This is a genomic window from Streptomyces sp. NPDC001508 (assembly GCF_040298665.1).
Lineage (GTDB): Bacteria > Actinomycetota > Actinomycetes > Streptomycetales > Streptomycetaceae > Streptomyces.
The window spans coordinates 73090-91458 of record NZ_JBEPAP010000031.1 but is presented as its reverse complement, the minus strand read 5'-3'; the positions used below and the strand labels follow the sequence as shown (position 1 = coordinate 91458).

Genomic DNA, 18369 nt, shown 5'->3' with positions numbered 1-18369 from the left:
GTCCTGCCCCGGTGACGGCCCATACGGTTCATGCGGTGACCTCCAGACGCAGCCCGTCGAGATGGAGACGCCCGCGCACGGTGTCGACGGTGGTGGAACCCTCGGCGGGGGTGAGAGTGAGCCGTACCCCGTGGGCGGAGCCGGAAGCGGCGGTGACCCGGCGGCTGGCGGGGACACGGGCGGCGAGGGCCACGTCCAGCAGGGCCAGCAGAGCCCGGGTCTCGGGCTCGTCGAGCGTCCGGCCGTACACACCGTCCGAGGCGAGGGAGTTCGCGGCGACCCGGCGCTCGGCCTGTTTGCTGAGCTGTTCGGCGCGGAGCAGGGCCCGCCGGTCGTCGTCGCGTTCGATGCGGCCGGGGCCGTGCAGGGCGGGGGTGCGGCCGGACTGGACCAGGGTGCGGGCGAGTTCGACCGGTTCCGCCTCCCACCAGGACGTACGCCCCGGGATCAGCTCGGGATCGGCGTACGGGACGGCGATGTGGCGGGGTGCACCGAGCCCGAAGACCGCCTGGAACAGGGCATGCGCGTCCTCGTCGCTCTCGCAGGAGGTGAACCACTGGGCGAGATGGCGCAGCTGGCTCTCCCGGCTCACTCCGCCACGGCGCGCCTCGGTGACCCGGCGCAGCAGACCGAGGACGGAGCGGATCGCGGTGACGGTGGCGTCCTGCAGCCGCTCGGTCTCGCTGTGCTCGCGCTCCGCGAACCAGTGGACGATGCCGTCCCACCGGTGCCGCCAGTCCGCCAGGCGCTCGGCGGGGCTGCGGAAGAGCCGCTCGTCGGCCTCGGCCGCGTACTCGATCATGCGGTCCACGCCGGTGGCCGCGGCCTTCTCGACGGCCTCGGCCAGCAGCGGAGCGTAGCGGCCGAGTTCGGCGGTGAACTCCCGCATGTGCGCGAGGAGCGTGTCCTTGTGGGCGAGGAACACCTCGGGCCGGGTGTCGTTGGTGCGCGCCAGGTCGCCCAGCATGAGATAGAAGCGGGCGGCGCGCTGCGCCATCTCGTTCAGCACCGAGTCGAGACGGCCGAGCTTGCGGTACACCTCCTCGCCGTCGCCCGCGGTGTTGGCCTCGGCCAGGGCGCGCAGGTCGCCGAGAATGTCGGGGAAGACGAGGCGGGAGAGCTGGGCGTCCTCCAGGCTGGCGCCGAGCACGTCCTCCACCGCGCGGTACGCCCGGTATCCGGCCTGGGTGAACTGGTACACGTAGTGGCGGTTGCGGTACTCGGCGAGGTTCGCGGCCCGCGTCCCGTCGTATGACCGGTCCAGGATCTGCCACTCCGCGAGCGCGTCGAGCAGCGGCTGCACACCGGCAGACCCGCCGACGGCGCCCGCAGCGGGATGGTCGACGGCGAGCCGCTCCAGCAGCCCCACCACGTCCGAAGCGTGCAGCAGCACCTGGTAGTTGACACGCCCGCGGTCGAAGGCCCGCAGCAACCACAGGTACTCGTGGCGCTTCTCGGCGGCGGCGAAGTGGAACAGTCGCAGCCGGTCGTCGATGGAGAACGCGTCGATGCCGAACGCGCCCTCGTCAACGGGCTCCGGGGCCGAGGGCTCCAAGGCGTCGAACTCGTCACTCACGGATCTGCGGGCTTCCCTTCTCCCTTGTTTCGGCCGGTGCACGCCCGGCCGGACACCACCGGATCCACACCAGTCTGCCGTACCCCGACCAGCGCGGGTAAGCCGCTCCCCGACTCTTTCCATCTGCCCTACAATGCACCCCTCTCGCACTCCCTACCGGCGGTGGCCGTCGTCGGGGATCCACCCGGCGGCCGACTCAGCGGCGGATCGCTGTGTACGCCCCCAGCCACACCGGTGAGCCGCCCGCGGCCGGCCACTCGGCGGCGACACGGCTTCGCGGCGGCAGGCTGCCGTCGGCCGGTACGGGAGTCGGCGGGCGGCACCGGTGAACGGCCCCCGCGCGGTGGACGGTCACGACGATGCGCGGATCACCAGTTCCGAGGGGAGGATCGCGTGTCGGCGTTCCAGGCCGCGGGAGACCGCGGGGCGGCGGTCGGCGATGTCCGTCAGGAGCAGGTCGAGCATGGCGCGGCCCATCTCCTCGATGGGCTGGCGGACGCTGGTCAGCGGCGGGTCCATATGGCGGGCGATGGCCGAGTCGTCGTAGCCGACCAGGGCCACGTCGTCGGGGATGCGGCGGCCCGCCTCGCGCAGCACCTGCCGGGCGCCGGCCGCGGTGACGTCCGAACCGGCGAAGACGGCGTCCAGGCCGGGGCTGCGCTCCAGCAGCCGGGCCATCGCGCGCCGCCCGCCCCCCTCGGTGAAGTCGCCTGATTCGATGAGGAGTTCGTCCACCGGGCGGCCGGCGCCGCGCAGGGCGTCGCGGTAGCCGTCGACGCGTCGCTGGGCGCCGTACACGTCGAGGCGGCCGGTGATGTGGGCGACCGTGCGCCGCCCGCGGGCGAGCAGGTGCTCGACGGCCGATCGGGCGCCGCCGTAGTTGTCGGAGTCGACCGAGGTCAGCGTCTCCGCCGCGGAGCGCGGGCCGCTGATCACCGCCGGGATCTCCAGTTGGGCCAGCAGATCGGGCAGCGGGTCGTCGGCGTGCACGGACACCAGGAGCACGCCGTCCACACGGTGTGCCGCGAGGTACTGGGCGAGCCGCTGCCGTTCGCGGTCGCTGCCCGCGAATATCAGCAGCAACTGCATCTCGGTGTCGGAGAGTTCGGCTCCCACTCCGCGCAGGATGTCCGAGAAGTACGGTTCCGCGAAGAACCGGGTCTCCGGCTCGGGGACGACCAGGGCGACGGCGTCGGTGCGGTTCGCGGCGAGCGCGCGGGCCGCCGTGTTCGGTACGTAGCCCAGCTCGGCGACGGCCGCCTGCACGGCCGCGCGCGTGGCGTCGCTGACCCGGGGCGAGCCGTTGATCACCCGGGAGACCGTGCCACGGCCCACACCGGCCCGTGCGGCGACCTCTTCAAGGGTCGGCCGACGGCCACTGCGCCCCCGTGTTCCGCGGCTTGCCATGGCCTCCGCCTCTCTGGACCGGCAATCTGCCTGGTCTGGAATGTAACAGCCCCTGCCTGCGGGGCCGGCCGTGCGCCGGTGCGGTCACGGTTCCGGTGGGACGAGCGGGCATTGGTTAACAGGCGGATAACTGAGGGCACTTGGCCGCGTCCGCTCCCTTGACACCCCCGCTCGAACCGACGAATCTTCAACTCATCACTTGTGGGAGCGCTCCCAAGGCACCTGACTCATACACGTCCCGCACGTTCCCCGCCCGAGCCGCAGCGCGTACGAACGGGCCCGACAGAGCAGTTGGCCGGGGGGGTCGGCACGTCAGGCAACAGGAGGACTCAATGCGCACGAGTACCCGCCGGTCCCGCAGGCTGGTGGCCTTCGCGGCCGTCGCCGCGCTGACTACGGGAGTGCTGGCCGGCTGCGCCAGCGACTCCGACGACGGTTCGTCGAAATCGGGCGGCGACAACGGCGGCGGCACGGGCAAGACCACATTGACCATCGGGACCTTCGGTGTCTTCGGCTACAAGCAGGCCGGCCTCTACGACGAGTACATGAAGCTCCACCCCGACATCACCGTCAAGGAGAACGTCACCACCCGCACCGACGTCTACTGGCCCAAGGTGCTCACCCGGCTCCAGGCCGGTTCCGGCACCGACGACATCCAGGCCATCGAAGTCGGCAACATCACCGAGGCCGTGCAGACCCAGGCCGACAAGTTCGTGGACCTCGGCAAGGAGGTCGACACGTCCCAGTGGCTGGACTGGAAGCTGGCCCAGGCCACCACCGAGGACGGCAGGACCATCGGGCTCGGCACGGACATCGGCCCGATGGCCATCTGCTACCGCAAGGACCTGTTCAAGAAGGCCGGCCTGGAGACGGACCGGACCAAGCTCGCCGCGCAGTGGAAGGGCGACTGGGCCAAGTACGTCGAACTGGGCAAGGAGTACATGAAGAAGGCGCCGTCCGGCACCAAGTTCGTGGACTCGGCCTCCTCGGTCTACAACGCGGCCCTCGGCGGCGCGAAGGAGCGCTACTACGACGACGGCGGCGAGGTCGTCTGGGACGAGTCCGCGGGGGTGAAGACGTCCTGGGACGTGGCGATGACCGTGGCCACCAGCGACATGTCCGCGAAGCTGAAGCAGTTCGACAAGCCCTGGGACCAGGGCTTCGCCAACGCCACCTTCGCCACGGTGGCCTGCCCGGCCTGGATGATGGGCTACATCCAGGAGAAGTCCGGTGACTCCGGCAAGGGCAACTGGGACGTGGCGGCGGCCCCGACCGCGGCCAACTGGGGCGGCTCCTTCATCGGCGTGCCGACGGCGGGCAAGCACCAGAAGGAGGCCATCGCCCTGGCGAAGTGGCTGACCGCGCCCGAGCAGCAGGCCAAGGTCTTCGCCAAGCAGGCCAGCTTCCCGTCGACCCCGTCGGCGTACGCGAGCCTGAAGCCGGCCGCGGACACCACGGCGTACTTCTCGAACGCGCCGATCACACAGATCTTCGCGGACTCGGCGAAGACCATCCCGACGCAGTACTTCGGCGTCAAGGACCAGCCGATCAACTCCGCGATCACCGACATCGGCATCCTCCAGGTGGAACAGAAGAGCAAGAACCCGACGCAGGGCTGGGACGCCGCCACCAAGGAGATCAAGGACGTGCTCGGCCAGTGACCGGCTCCAAGCAGGCTCTCGCGCGGCCCGCGTCGAGTGCCGACGCCGCGCCCGGCTCCCAGCCGGGCGCGGCCCGGGGCGCTCACGGTCGCGGTGCGCCGGCGGGCGCCGACTCCTGGCGCAGCCGGTGGTACCGCTGGGACATGAAGGCGTCGCCGTACGCGTTCATCGCCCCCTTCTTCATACTCTTCGGGGCCTTCTCGCTGGTCCCGCTGCTGTACACCGCCTGGTACTCGCTGCATCACGTGCAGTTGTCGTCGCTGGACCACCAGAGCTGGGCGGGCCTGGACAACTACCAGAACCTGTGGTCGTCGGACTTCTTCTGGAACGCCCTGAAGAACACCTTCACCATCGGGGTGATCTCGACCGTGCCGCAGCTGCTGGCCGCGCTCGGGCTCGCGCATCTGCTGAACTACCGGCTGCGCGGCTTGACCGTGTGGCGGGTCGTGATGCTCACCCCGTACGCCACTTCGGTGGCCGCGGCGACGCTGGTGTTCACGCTGCTGTACTCGTGGGACGGCGGCATGGTCAACTGGATCCTTCACTTGTTCGGTGTGGATCCGGTCAACTGGCGTGAGTCGGACTGGGGTTCGCAGTCCGCGGTGTCGTCCATCGTGATCTGGCGGTGGACCGGCTACAACGCGCTGATCTATCTGGCGGCGATGCAGGCCATCCCGACCGATCTGTACGAGTCGGCGGCGATCGACGGCGCCAACCGCTGGCAGCAGTTCCGGCATGTGACGGTCCCTCAGCTGCGGCCGACGATCCTGTTCACGGTGGTCGTCTCCACCATCGGCGCGACCCAACTGTTCGGCGAGCCGCTGCTGTTCGGCGGGGTCAGCGGTTCCAAAGGCGGTTCCGAGCACCAGTACCAGACGCTCGGCCTGTACATGTACGACCAGGGCTGGATCATCGGCAACCTGGGCAAGGCGTCCGCGATCGCCTGGTCGATGTTCCTGATCCTGGTGATCGTCGCCGTGATCAACATGCTGTTCACCCGACGCCTGAGGAAGTCACAATGACCACCAGTGAACTCACCCTCCCACGCGGCGCGGGCACCGAGCGGCGTGGTCGCGGGCGGCGCCGGATGATGGGCGCGGGCAAGCAACTGCACGCGGGTCCGGTCACCTATGTCGTTCTGACGGTCTTCGCCCTGGTCTCGCTGGCGCCGCTGGTGTGGACGGCGATCGCGGCCTCCCGCACCGACCGGCGGCTGGCCGAGACCCCGCCGCCGCTGTGGTTCGGCGGCAACCTGTTCTCGAACCTGCAGTCCGCCTGGGACGAGGCGGGGCTGGGCACCGCCATGGTCAACTCCGTGATCGTGGCGGGCACGATCACGGTCAGTACGGTGCTGTTCGCGACCCTCGCCGGGTTCGCCTTCGCCAAGCTGCGGTTCCGCTTCTCCAACCTGCTGCTGGTGCTGACGATCGGCACCATGATGATCCCGCCGCAGCTCGCCGTCGTACCGCTGTATCTGTGGATGTCGGACCTGGGCTGGTCGAACCAGTTGCAGACGGTGATCCTGCCCAGCCTGGTGACCGCGTTCGGCACGTTCTTCATGCGGCAGTACCTGGTGCAGGCGCTGCCGACCGAGCTGATCGAGGCGGCCCGGGTGGACGGGGCGAGCAGTCTGCGGGTCGTATGGCATGTGGTGTTCCCGGCGGCGCGGCCGGCGATGGCCGTGCTCGGCCTGCTGACCTTCGTGTTCGCCTGGAACGACTTCCTGTGGCCGATCATCGCCCTGAACCAGCAGAACCCGACCGTGCAGGTCGCCCTGAACTCGCTCGGCACCGGCTATGTACCGGACCAGGCGGTGATCATGGCGGGCGCGCTGCTCGGCACACTGCCGCTGCTGGTCGCCTTCCTGCTGTTCGGCAAGCAGATCGTGGGCGGGATCATGCAGGGCGCGATCAAGGGCTGACCCCGCGGAGCCCCGGGGGCCGGGCCACCGCCGGCCCGGCCCCCGTGCCCCGCCCCGTCCCTCCCCCTTCTTCTCTCCACACCCCACCGGTCTCACGACCCTTCGATGGGAGCGCTTCCATGTCTGAGCCCGTTGCCTCCGTGAGTTTTCCTCCCGCCTTCCTCTGGGGCGCCGCGACCTCCGCGTACCAGATCGAGGGGGCGGTACGGGAGGACGGCCGCACCCCCTCGATCTGGGACACCTTCAGCCATACGCCCGGCAGGACGGCCGGTGGCGATACCGGTGACATCGCGGTCGGCCACTACCACCGCTACCGCGAGGACGTGGCGCTGATGGCCGGCCTCGGCCTGAACGCGTACCGGTTCTCCATCTCCTGGCCGCGGGTGCAGCCGACGGGCCGGGGCCCGGCCGTCCAGGTGGGCCTGGACTTCTACCGCCGTCTGGTCGATGAGCTGCTGGCCGCCGGCATCAAGCCGGCCGTCACCCTCTACCACTGGGATCTGCCGCAGGAGCTGGAGGACGCGGGCGGCTGGCCGGAGCGGGACACCGCCCACCGGTTCGCCGAGTACGCGCGGCTCGTCGGCGAGGCGCTGGGCGACCGGGTGGAGCAGTGGATCACCCTCAACGAGCCCTGGTGCAGCGCCTTTTTGGGCTACGGCTCCGGGGTGCACGCGCCGGGCCGGACCGACCCTGCGGCCTCGCTGCGGGCCGCGCACCACCTCAACCTGGCGCACGGGCTGGCCACATCGGCCCTGCGTTCGGTGCTGCCGGCCCGCGACACGATCGCGATCAGCCTCAACCCCTCGGCGGTGCGCACCGTTTCGCAGGACCCGGCGGACCTCGCGGCGGGCCGCCGGATCGACGACCTGGCCAACGGTGTCTTCCACGGCCCGCTGCTGCACGGGGCGTACCCGGAGACACTGTTCCGGGACACAGCGTCGGTGACCGACTGGTCCTACGTCCGGGACGGCGACCTCCGCGCGATCCACCAGCCGCTGGACGCGCTGGGCCTCAACTACTACACGCCCACGCTGGTCTCGGCGGCCGACCCGGAGGCGACCGGGCCGCGGGCCGACGGACACGGGGCGAGCGACCACTCGCCCTGGCCGGCCGCGGGCGACGTGGCCTTCCACCAGACGCCGGGCGAGCGCACTCAGATGGGCTGGACGATCGACCCGACGGGCCTGCACGAGGTGATCATGCGGTACTCCCGGGAGGCCCCGGGCCTGGCGCTGTATGTGACGGAGAACGGCGCCGCCTACGACGACAAGCCGGACCCGGACGGCCGGGTGCACGACCCGGAGCGCATCGCCTATCTGCACGGCCATCTCTCGGCGGTCCGCCGGGCCATCGCGGACGGCGCGGATGTGCGCGGCTACTACCTGTGGTCCCTGATGGACAACTTCGAGTGGGCGTACGGCTACGAGAAGCGCTTCGGCGCGGTGTACGTCGACTACGCCACGCTGGAGCGAACGCCGAAGTCGAGCGCGCGCTGGTACGGGCAGGCCGCCCGCTCCGGCACGCTGCCGCCGACCGAGGGTGTCTGAGCCCGGGGGACCGGGGGCAGGGGTACGGCGCGTCGTGGGGGCGCGTCGCACCCCGCGGAGTGTGCGCTGCACCGGGGCCGTCGGCCGGTGGGCTAGGGCTGCCCTAGGGCGTGAACGGGTGGGTGACGCGGTCGTAGCGGTTCAGGAAGCGGAATCGGCCGGACGCGGCGCCGTAGAGGAAGCTCGCGTCGGTGTCGTCGAGGGTGCGGGCGGTGTCGAAGCGGATCGGCTTGGCGACGCCCTGGACCGGTGTCCGGAACAGGCGTTCGGCGAGCTGGCCCCGGGTGAGGTCCGGGCCGCCGCCGAGCGCGTCCAGGGTGCGGGCGATCAGCACGACGGCGTCATGGGCCTCGGCCGCCCACCGCGCCGGATCGGCGCCGTAGCGGTCGCGGTGGGCGGCGGTGAAGGCGCGGGCGGCGGCGGTGTTCATCGACCGGGGCTCGGCGTAGGGGGCGGCGAGCACCCAGCCGTCGGCCGCCGCGCCCGCCGCGTCCAGGAAGGCGCCGCGCAGCACGGGCTCGACGGCGACGCGGGCGCCGGTGAAGCCGGCCCCGTGCAGCGCGCGGGCGCAGGCGGCGGCCCGGGTGGGCGAGGTGCCGGCGTAGACGACGGCATCCGGCCGGGTCGCCAGCGCGTCGGCGACGGCCGCGCGGAAGTCGGTCCGGTCGGCGGCCACCGGGTGCCGGGTCGTGGTACCGCCGCCGGGTGGCAACGCGGTTATCGTGCGCGCCAGTTCGCGGCCCGCGGAGCCGGCGGCCAGGTCCTCCAGCACGGCGGTGCGCCGGGACGGATGGGCCTGGGTGAGATAGACGGACAGCGGCAGGCCGAGCGCGTCCTCGCCGACCCGGGTGACGCACAGGGAGCGCACCCGGGCCGCGTCCCGCGCGGTGGCGGTCGCCGAGACCAGCAGCGTCGGCAGACCGGCGGCCCCGTACACCGGCGCCGCCGCGTGCACCGCCGTGGCGGCGGTGGGACCGAGGACCGCGAGCACCGCCGGGTCGGCGGCCAGCAGCCGGGCCGCGCGGGCGGCCTCGTCGGCCCGCTGGTGGCCGGCGACGACCCGTAGGGCGAGCCGGAACCGGATGCCGGTGCCCGCGTTGTGCGCGGCGACGGCGAGCCGGGCGCCGCGCTCCTGCGCCTGGCCGATGCCGTGCAGGCCGATGGTGTGCTCGGGCGGTGCCGTGCCGCCGCCCGTGCCGTCGCGCAGCAGCAGGACGGCCGCCCCGGCGCCCCCGGCGAGGAGCACACCGCCCGCCGCCGCGCCGACGGCAAGGAACCGGCGGCGGCCGGGCGCGGGAGCGTCCTCGGCCGCGGCGTCCTCGGCCGCGGCGCCGGCGGGGCCCGTGTTGGCTCCGGGCGGGCGCGGGGGCGGGTCCAGGGCCTGGGCGGCGCAGGCGGCGGCCAGCCGTACCAGCGCGGGTGGCAACCAGTCGTCCGAGTCCGGGAGTCGACCGCTGTCACGGGGGTCACGGCGGCTGCCCGCGGCGGCCAGGGCCGCGCTCAGGTCCGGTGCCGTGGGCCGCCGGGCCGCGTCCTTGGCGAGACAGCCGGCGACGGCGGCGCGCGCCGGGCCGGGCAACCGGTCGAGTCCGCGTACGTCCGGCTCCTCGTGGACGGTGCGGTAGAGCACGGTGGCCGGGTCGCCGCCGCCGAACGGGGGCCGGCCCGAGGCCGCGTACACCAGGGCGCAGCCCAGCGAGAACAGGTCGCTCGCCGGGCCGATGTCGTCGCCGTAGGCGCGGGTCTGTTCCGGGGAGAGGTAGCCGGGGGTGCCGATCACCGCGTCCGGTGCGGTCAGCGCGGTGGCTCCGGCGCCGCGGACGATGCCGAAGTCGATGAGGTGGGGCCCGTCCCGGCCGAGGACGATGTTGCCGGGTTTGACGTCCCGGTGGACCAGCCCGGCCGCGTGCACGTCCGCCAGCGCCTCGGCGATGCGCTGCCCGAGGGTGAGCACGGCGCGCGCGGGCAGCGGGCCGTGCCCGGCCACCGCCTCGGCCAGGGTGGGCCCGGGCACGAACGCCGTGGCCAGCCATGGTGCGCGGGCCTCGGGGTCGGCGTCGGTGACCGGCACCACCCAGCGGCCCCGCACCCGGGCGGCCAGCCGGGCCTCGCGCCGGAACCGGGCCCGGAACTGCGGTTCGGCGGCATGCTCGGCGCGGATCACCTTGAGCGCGACGAGCCGCCCGCCCCGGTTGCGCGCCAGGTACACCACGCCCATGCCGCCCGCGCCGAGCCGGGCCAGCAGCCGGTGCCCGCCGACCGTGGCGGGGTCGTCCGCCGTCAGTGCCCGCATCGCCGCCCGCCTCAGGTGAGCGGCACCGGGCCGACGTACCGCCAGCGTCCGCCCAAGACCCGCAGATGGCTGAGCCGGCCGCCCTTGAACGTGCCGTCCTTCTCGAAGGCGTACGTGGCCGCCGCCCCCTTGTGGTCGGCCGTGCGCAGGGCCGCGGCGAGTTCGCTGCGGCTCGGCCGCCGCCCCTTGCTCCGCTCGACGGCGGTGAGCCGGTCGATGACGAGGCGGGCGACGTCGTAGGCCTCGACGGCCCAGATGCCGGGGGCGGCGCCGTGGCGCTCGCGGTACGCGGCGGCGAAGGTCCGCACCGCGGGGGCGTCCGGGGCGGCGAACGAGGTGAGGGCCTGCCAGCCGTCGGCGGCCTCGCCCGCGCCGGCGGTGAAGGCGTCCGTGGCGGCGGGGGTGTCGAGGAACCGCGGTCCGTCGAAGCCGCGTTCGGCCAGGGCCCGCGCCACCGGCGCGGCCCGTTCGGCGGTGCCGGTGTAGTAGAGGCCGTCGATGTCGTGGGCGAGCATGTCGGAGACCACCGCGGCCGGGTCCGGCGCGGCGGCGGGCACGATCCGTACGTACGGGTCGAGCTTGAACCCGGCGGCCATGCGGTACGCCAGCTGGACGGGTTCCCGGCCGGTCAGTCCGCCCGCGCGGTCCATGAGCACACCGGGCCGCGCGGCGCCCAGACCGGCCAGCGCGGCGTCGGTGAGGTAGCCGCCGACCATGTTGGCCGGGGTGCAGCGGAAGTAGACGCGGGGGTCGAGGATCTGGGCGGAGTCCGGTGCGGACAGGCACAGCTCGGACACCGTCAGCAGGGGCAGCCCGGCGTTCTCGTACGCGGCCAGACAGGCCACGGCGGAGGTGAAGCCGGTGGGGCCGAGCACGGCGAGCACATCGCGGTCGCCGGTCAGCCGGCGGGCCGCCGCCCGCGCGCCGGCCGTGCTCCCCCGGTCGTCCACCGACTCGACGGTGAGCGTGAAGGGTTTGCCGGCGCGGGAGTTGAACGCGTCGACGGCCAGCCGCACCGCCCGCTCCTGGGCCCGGCCCGCGGCCTGCTGCGGCCCGCTCAGATCGGCCTGGACGCCGATCGTCCACCGCCGGCCGGCCGGTGTGCCCGGCCGCTCGCCGCCGTCTCGCAATGCGGCCCACAGCGCGCTGCCGCCACCGGCCGCGACCAGCACGGCGCCGCCCGCCGCAAGGGACAGCAGCCGCCGCCGGGAGGTGCCGCCGCGCCGCGCGGTGTCCGCCTCGGTGGGCTCCACCTCGGGCAGCGCCAGCAGCCGGGCGGACCGGTCGGCGATCATGCGGACGACCGGTGCGGGCAGCCAGTCGGCCGGGTCGGCGGGGGCGTCCTCGGTGAGGCCGGCGGCGGCCTCGGCCACCGTGGGCCGTTCGGCGGGCTCCTTGGCCAGGCAGCGTGCCAGCAGCGCGCGCAGCCCGTCGTCCTCGACTGCGTCCAGGTCGGGCCGGTCGTGCACGGTGCGGTACAGCAGGGCGTCGGCCGCTCCGGTGCCGAACGGGAGGCGTCCGGTCGCCGCGTACGCGAGGACGCAGCCCAGCGAGAACACGTCGCTCGCCGGGCCCGTGGGCCGGGCCTGTGCCTGCTCCGGGGACAGGAAGCCGGGCGTGCCGACGACCACGCCGTCCGAGGTGAGCGCGGTCGCCCCGGGGGCGGTGGAACGGGCGATGCCGAAGTCGATCAGGCGGGGGCCGTCGAGGGCCAGCAGGACGTTGCCCGGTTTGACGTCCCGGTGCACCAGGCCCGCGCCGTGGACGGCTTCCAGCGCCCGCGCCAGCACATGTCCGAGCACCCGTACCGCCGGCACCGGCAGCGGTCCGCACTCCGCGACGGCCTCGGCGAGCGAGGGTCCGGGGACGAACGCGGTCGCCAGCCATGGCGCCGGGGCCTCGGGGTCGGCGCCGGTCACCCGCACCACCCAGGGGCTGCGGGCCTGCCCGGCCGCGGCCGTCTCGCGCCGGAACCGTTCCCGGAACTCGGGGTCGTCGGCGTACTCGGCCTTGATCACCTTGACGGCGGCGAGGTCCCCTTCGCCCGTGCGCGCCAGGTACACCACGCCCATGCCGCCCGCGCCGAGCCGTCCGAGCAGCCGGTGGTCGCCCAGGTGGGAGGGGTCCGAGGGCAGCAGTCGCTCCATCACGCGCCCCCCTGGGCGCCGGACGCGCCGGCCGGGCGGGCGATCGCGTCCTTCACGTTCCGCAGCATCTGCGTGAAGTACGCCTGGACCAGGTCCACGGACGCGTCCCGCGCCCGCTCCGTGCCGCCGCACAGGGACGCGCTGACGACGACCGGCCCGAAGGTGGCCTGGATCCACCAGTACGGGCGGGGGCCGCCGGGCATCTCGCCGACGCACCGGCCGCTCTCGATCAGGGAGTCGTCGCTGTAGGTGTTGCCGCCCTCACCCCAGGCGTACGCGGACGAGGTCAGGCCGGTCAGCCGCGCACCGGCGCGCAGGGTCTGCCCCGGGCACTGGATGGCCTCCTCCTGCATCCGGGCCTGGTCCCAGGCGGCGTCGAGGGTCGTGCGGTGCACGGTGACCTCCGCCGACAGCCGCAGTCCGGCCGCGCCGTCGGCCCCCGGCACCTCGAAGTTCCGCCGCAGGTTGGCCAGGACGTCACCGCGCAGCGCCTCCCGGCGCCAGGTGCAGTCCTCGCCCAGCACGGCCCAGGTGCCCGGGTCGCTCTCGTACGGCGTGCCGCGCCGGGCCCCGTCGCCGACGGTCCCCTCGTCGGCGATCACCGCGCGGATCAGCGCCCGCGCGGCCCGGGCGGTCGTCGGCAGCTTCGCCGGATCGGCCTGCCGCGTCGGGCCCTCGGCGGAAGTCGTCGCTGAACCGGTCGGCGCCGCGCCGCCCTTGGCCGCTCGGGACGCCGACGGCCGGCCGGTCGCCGACGGCTCGCCGGAACCGGTGCACCCGGCCAGCAGCAGCCCGCACACGAGAGCGGCGGCGCCGCTGCGCAAGAATCTCCCCCACCACACAACGCCCCATTATCCCCGTGGACTTCACAGGCCGTCAGCACGATCCGATCACAACCGTGGACACACCGGCGCCCCGGCCGGGTGGGGAAATGCCGGCCGGGGCGCCGCCCCCGTGTCCCGGAAGGGCCTGGGATCATGGCTCCGGGCCGGGCGGCCCGGAAGGGTCTTGGGTCAGCGGTAGGCGGCGAACGCCTCGGAGAAGGCGAACGGGTCCTGGACGATCGAGCTGCACGTGGCGTCGGCGGTGGGCTTGGCGCCGCCCGCGCACTGCTTGTCACGGGTCGCGGACCACATGGACAGCCCGCCGATCCCCTTGGACTTGGCGAAGTCGACGAGCTGGGCGGCGTCGTCGACCTTGAAGACCTCGGAGGCCACGTCGTTGACGCCGATCATCGGGGTGACCCCGACCGTCTGCCACGCCGCGCCGTCCGAGAGGCCGAGCACGCTCTTGATCTGCGCCTGTGTCGCGGTCGCCGCCTGCTCGGCGTAGTCGCCCATGTCACCGCTGTACGCGGCGCCGTAGTCCATCGCCATGATGTTCACGGTGTCGATCCGCACGCCGTTGGACTTCGCGTCGGCCAGCAGGTTCACCCCGTCCTGGGTGAGGCCCTCGGGCATCACGGGCAGGGTGAAGGAGACGTCCAGGTCGGGGTGCCGGGCCTGGAGCCGGGCGATGGCCTGGGCGCGCCGGGTGTTGGCCGCGGTGTCGGGCAGTGCCCCGCCCTCCACGTCGAAGTCGACCTTCGTGAGCCCGTACGCGTCCACCACCTTGCCGTACGCCGCCGCCAGCGCGTCGGCCGAGGAGCAGGTCGTGGCCAGTTCGGAGCCGGAGGCGCCGCCGAAGGAGACCCGGACGTCGCCGCCCTCGGCGCGCAGGGCGCCGATCTGCGCGGCGACGCCGTCGCCGGACAGGTCTGTCACACCGCCCCACTTGGGGGTGCAGCCGCCGCCGTCGGTGACGAAGGCGAGGTTGTAGTTCTTCACGCCGGTCGCCGTGGCGCTCGCCAGCAGGTCGAACGCCGGGTACAGGGAGGTGTCGACGTACGGGGCGAAGCCCGCGCTGGCGGCCGTGCCGGTGCCGGTGCTCCCGGACGGGGACGGGCTGCCCGTGGCGGTCGGGCTCGCCGCATCCGGGGAGGACGGCGTCGCGGTCGGGGTGGGCATGTCGCTCGGGCGGCCGCTCGGCTCGGGCGTCGCGGCGTCGTCCGCCGAGCACTTCACGCCGCCGATCAGACAACCCGTGGGGTCGCCGGTGCCGTTGACCACGAAGCCGACGGTGAGCGATGTGCCGACCGCCAGGCCGTCGGTCTGCCACTTGGGCGGCTTCACCGTGACATGCCGGCCGTTCACACTCGACTCGCCGTTCCACAGGGAGCCGAGCTTGGTGCCGGCCGGCAGGTCGAACTCCAGCGTCCAGTCCCGCTGCGGCCCGCCGGTGTTGTTCGTGACGACGTACTGCGCGGTGTACCCCGTCGACCAGTCGCTGGTCCTCGTGTACGCGGCGTCGACGCCGGCCGCCTGTGCGGTGCCGGTGAGCAGGACGGCGCCGCCGGCGACCACTGCGGCCGCCAAGAAACCGCCCAACGCCTTGTGCCTGCCTCTGATCCTGCGCCGGTGCGTGCTCATGCGCCTGCCTGCCTTCGCTGTTCACGGGGGTGGGTGCGGCAGCACGCTAGCGATCCGGAATCGGGCAAAGCGCTTGATCCGGACGGGCGTTGCGGTTCTTAGGGCGCGCTTAAGGAAGGGATCGGGGACGGTTAAAGGTCGAGACCAGGAGTGGGGGCGGGCGGGTCCGTGTCAGGTCACGGCCGGGCGTCTGCGGCGGCGGACCGCGCCGCGGTGTCCTCGGCGCACCGGTTCCCGCCCGGCCATCTGGATCCAGAGGCGTATCTCGGTGCCGCCCAGCACCGATGAGCCGATCCGTACGTCACCGCCGGTGGACTCGGCGAGTCTGCGCACGATGTCCAGGCCAAGTCCGGTCGAGCCGGCGCTGCCGGAGCCCCGGCCGCGGGCCATCGCGGCCTGCGGGTCGGGTATGCCGGGGCCCGCGTCGGACACCAGCACGATCACCGCGTCCTCGCCGTTGTGCACGTCGACCGCGAAGGCCGTGCCCTCGGCGGTGTGCCGGAAGACATTGCCGAGCAGCGCGTCGAGCGCGGCGGCCAGGTCGGCGCGGGCCACCGGGATGCGCACCGGACGCTCCACCCCGGCGACCCGCCACTTGCGGCCCTCGTCCTCGGCGAGCGCGGACCAGAACGCCATGCGCTCCCGGACCACCTCGGCCGCGTCGCAGCCCGCTCCCGGCCCGGCCGCGGCCGTCTGCGGCTTGGCGTCCCGCGCGGTGCGGATGATGGTGTCGACCTCCCGCTCCAACTGTGCGACGGCGGCCCGGGTCTGGTCGGCGGCGGGCCCGTCGCCGAGCGAGGCCGTGTTCAGCCGCAGCACGGTCAGGGGTGTGCGCAGCCGGTGGGACAGGTCCGCGGCCAGTTCCCGCTCGTTGGCGAGGAGTTGGACGACCTGGTCGGCCATGGCGTTGAACGCGACCGCGGCCAGCCGCAGTTCGTTCGGCCCCTCCTCCGGCACCCGCGCCCCCAGCTTGCCCTCCCCCAGCTCGTGCGCGCCCTCGACCAGCCGCTGTGCGGGCTGCACCATCCGCACGCCGAGCCGGTCGGCGACCGCGACCGAGCCGAGGGCCAGGGCGACGCCGACCGCGGCGAGGACGCCCCAGGCGGTGCCGACGCCCTTGCCGACGTCGGAGTCGGGGACGAACACCTCCACGACCGCGATGGCGCCCGAGCTGAGCGCGACCGGCTGGAGCAGCGTCGAGCCGCCCGGCACCCCGGTGGTGGAGGCACGGCCCAGTCTGCGCACGGTGCCGATGTCCCGGTCGGCGGCGCGCTGCCTGCCGATGTCGACGGCGGCGGTGTCGTCCACGGCCGGTATGTGCACGGCCATCCCGGAGTCGGAACCCGCTGAGGCCACCACCCGCTCCAGCTTGTCCCGGTCGGTGGTGATGGACAGCGCCGGGGCGAGCGCGGCGGCCTCGCGCTCCGCGTTGGAGAAGGCGCGGTCGCGGGCCATCTCCTTGATGACCAGTCCGAGCGGCACGGCGAAGGCGACCACGACCATCGTGGTGACCGCGAGACACACCTTGACCAGGGCCCACCTCATGGCGCGGGCTCCCCTCCGGGCGGCTCCAGCTTCACGCCGACGCCCCGCAGGGTGTGCAGATAGCGCGGCCGGGCGGCCGTCTCCCCCAGCTTCCGGCGCAGCCAGGACAGATGGACGTCGATGGTCTGGTCGTCGCCGTACGACTGCTGCCAGACCTCGGCGAGCAGCTCTCTGCGGGGTACGACGACGCCCGGCCGGGCGGCCAGGAAGGCGAGCAGGTCGAACTCGCGGCGGGTCAGGTCGAGCCGTACGCCGTCCAACTCGGCCTGGCGGCGCAGCGGATCGACGCTCAGGCCGCCGACGCGCAGCACGGAGGGCGGCGCGGCGTCGGCGGAGGCCGCGCGGGCCCGGCGCAGGACGGCGGCGATGCGCGCGGACAGGTGGTCGACCGAGAACGGCTTGGTCAGATAGTCGTCCGCCCCCGCGTTCAACAGCCGGACGATTTCCGCCTCGTCGTCCCGGGCGGTGGCGATGATCACGGGTACGTCGGTGATGCCGCGCAGCATCTTCAGGGCCTCGGACCCGTCCAGATCGGGCAGTCCGAGGTCAAGGATGACCACGTCGAAGCGGAAATGGGCGACCTCGCGCAGCGCCTCCAGTGCCGTACCGACGCTGCGCACGATGTGCGAGGCGTCGGTCAGATGCCGGATGAGCGCCGAGCGTACGAACTGGTCGTCCTCGACCACGAGCACACTTGCCATGCGCCGCACCGTACGCCATGCGGCCCACCCCGTCCGGGGCCTGTGGACAACTCCCGCCGAGTGCGGTCTGTGGGGCGCGTGGGGCAGTATGACCGACGATGCGCAAAGGACTCGTACACGTACTGGCGTGGTCGCTCGCCACGGGCGCGGCGGTCACGCTGTCGTGGTGGGGTGTGCACACGGTGATGGCGGGGACGGCGTACGACCCGCCGCGCGCCCTGCCCATCACGGCGGCCGACGCGACCACGCAGGGCGCGAAGCCGCTGGTGTCGGCGACCGCACGGCCGCCGTCCCCGTCGCGGACGCCCGCTCGGCAGCCGTCGGACACGCCGTCCGCGCGGCCCACGCCGGCGCCCGCCTCTAGCACGCCGAGCAGTCCCGCGCCGTCGCCGTCCTCCACCGCCTCCGGCCGGGTCAGGGCCTACGACACCGACGGCGGGCGTGCGGTGTTCGACCTCGGGGAGGCGAGCGCGTCGCTGGTCTCGGCGACGCCGGGCACGGGGTGGTCGATGCAGGTGTGGAAGACGGCGAGCTGGATCCGGGTGGAGTTCACCCGTGGCGCGGACCGGGTGTCGGTGTTCTGCACATGGCATGACGGCCCCCCACACGTGGAGATCGTCACCTACTGAGCCGCGCCGACTCACCCGAGGAAGCACGCCGGTCACGGACCCGCAGACGCGATGCCGCCGAGCCGGCGGAGCGCGGAGGCCGGCCGCCAAGTCGACGCGGGCCGGGAGCCGCGGGGAGGCGGACACGGGGGCCGGCGAGTTCGCCGGGCGCGGAGGCCCCGAATCCGTCCGCACGGAAGCCCCCAGCAACTGCACCCGAAACCCGGCGAGTTCGACCACCGCGAACCCGCCGAGCCGACCCGCGCACACAGCCTCACCGGCCAGCGGTTGCCCGCCGCGCTCCGCACCGGTCCGGGCGCCGGGGGGAGCCGTAGGGAAGCAGGCGCGGGGGCCCGCGGACTCACCCGGCACGAAGACGCCGAACCGGCCGGCACACCGAAACCGTGGGAAACAGGCGCCAGAGCCCACGGACTCACCCGGCACGAAGACGCCGAACCGACCGGCACACCGAAACCGTGGGGCAGCAGGCGCCCG

The 18369-nt window shown here is 73.5% G+C and carries 13 protein-coding genes; 5 read left to right on the top strand and 8 right to left on the bottom strand.

Going from position 1 to position 18369, the window contains the following annotated elements; genetic code table 11:
- Positions 1–28: 28 nt before the first annotated feature.
- Both ABT245_RS25960 and ABT245_RS25955 read right to left on the bottom strand, forming a co-directional pair.
- On the bottom strand, positions 29–1576 hold the full coding sequence (locus ABT245_RS25960) for a TIGR02677 family protein (RefSeq protein ID WP_351737486.1): 1548 nt from the start codon (positions 1574–1576) through the stop codon (positions 29–31).
- Positions 1577–1927: 351 nt separating this feature from the next.
- Positions 1928–2983, bottom strand: coding sequence for a LacI family DNA-binding transcriptional regulator (locus ABT245_RS25955; RefSeq protein ID WP_351737484.1), 1056 nt, complete (start codon positions 2981–2983; stop codon positions 1928–1930).
- A gap of 332 nt (positions 2984–3315) precedes the next feature.
- Between ABT245_RS25955 and ABT245_RS25950 the strand changes: the two genes are divergently transcribed.
- The 4 genes from ABT245_RS25950 to ABT245_RS25935 all read left to right on the top strand — a co-directional run bounded on the left by ABT245_RS25950 (position 3316) and on the right by ABT245_RS25935 (position 8112).
- Positions 3316–4644 carry an ABC transporter substrate-binding protein gene (locus ABT245_RS25950; RefSeq protein WP_351737482.1) on the top strand — a complete coding sequence of 443 codons (1329 nt, stop codon included), beginning with the start codon at positions 3316–3318 and terminating at the stop codon, positions 4642–4644.
- Positions 4641–5666, top strand: coding sequence for a carbohydrate ABC transporter permease (locus tag ABT245_RS25945; RefSeq protein WP_351737480.1), 1026 nt, complete (start codon positions 4641–4643; stop codon positions 5664–5666). Before ABT245_RS25950 ends, ABT245_RS25945 begins: the two co-directional genes overlap by 4 nt.
- Positions 5663–6565: a carbohydrate ABC transporter permease gene (locus tag ABT245_RS25940; protein WP_351737478.1), complete on the top strand. Its 903-nt coding sequence runs from the start codon at positions 5663–5665 to the stop codon at positions 6563–6565. The genes ABT245_RS25945 and ABT245_RS25940 overlap by 4 nt, the downstream gene beginning before the upstream one ends.
- A gap of 119 nt (positions 6566–6684) precedes the next feature.
- Complete coding sequence (locus tag ABT245_RS25935) at positions 6685–8112, top strand: GH1 family beta-glucosidase (protein WP_351737476.1); 1428 nt, start codon at positions 6685–6687, stop codon at positions 8110–8112.
- A gap of 103 nt (positions 8113–8215) precedes the next feature.
- Here ABT245_RS25935 and ABT245_RS25930 read toward each other — a convergent pair whose 3' ends face one another.
- The 6 genes from ABT245_RS25930 to ABT245_RS25905 form a co-directional block, all read right to left on the bottom strand.
- Positions 8216–10405: a bifunctional serine/threonine-protein kinase/ABC transporter substrate-binding protein gene (locus ABT245_RS25930; protein WP_351737474.1), complete on the bottom strand. Its 2190-nt coding sequence runs from the start codon at positions 10403–10405 to the stop codon at positions 8216–8218.
- Between the two features lie 11 nt (positions 10406–10416).
- Entirely contained in the window at positions 10417–12552 is a 2136-nt protein-coding gene (locus ABT245_RS25925; protein WP_351737504.1) for a bifunctional serine/threonine-protein kinase/ABC transporter substrate-binding protein, read from the bottom strand.
- Positions 12552–13376, bottom strand: coding sequence for a hypothetical protein (locus ABT245_RS25920; protein WP_351737472.1), 825 nt, complete (start codon positions 13374–13376; stop codon positions 12552–12554). Before ABT245_RS25920 ends, ABT245_RS25925 begins: the two co-directional genes overlap by 1 nt.
- A gap of 189 nt (positions 13377–13565) precedes the next feature.
- Positions 13566–15020, bottom strand: a complete 1455-nt coding sequence (locus tag ABT245_RS25915; RefSeq protein WP_351737470.1) for a cellulose binding domain-containing protein — start codon at positions 15018–15020, stop codon at positions 13566–13568.
- A 171-nt stretch (positions 15021–15191) separates the two neighbouring features.
- Entirely contained in the window at positions 15192–16565 is a 1374-nt protein-coding gene (locus tag ABT245_RS25910; protein WP_351737468.1) for a sensor histidine kinase, read from the bottom strand.
- Positions 16562–17266: a response regulator transcription factor gene (locus tag ABT245_RS25905; protein WP_351737466.1), complete on the bottom strand. Its 705-nt coding sequence runs from the start codon at positions 17264–17266 to the stop codon at positions 16562–16564. Before ABT245_RS25905 ends, ABT245_RS25910 begins: the two co-directional genes overlap by 4 nt.
- 98 nt (positions 17267–17364) lie before the next feature.
- Between ABT245_RS25905 and ABT245_RS25900 the strand changes: the two genes are divergently transcribed.
- Positions 17365–17895, top strand: a complete 531-nt coding sequence (locus ABT245_RS25900; protein ID WP_351737464.1) for a hypothetical protein — start codon at positions 17365–17367, stop codon at positions 17893–17895.
- Positions 17896–18369 lie beyond the last annotated feature (474 nt).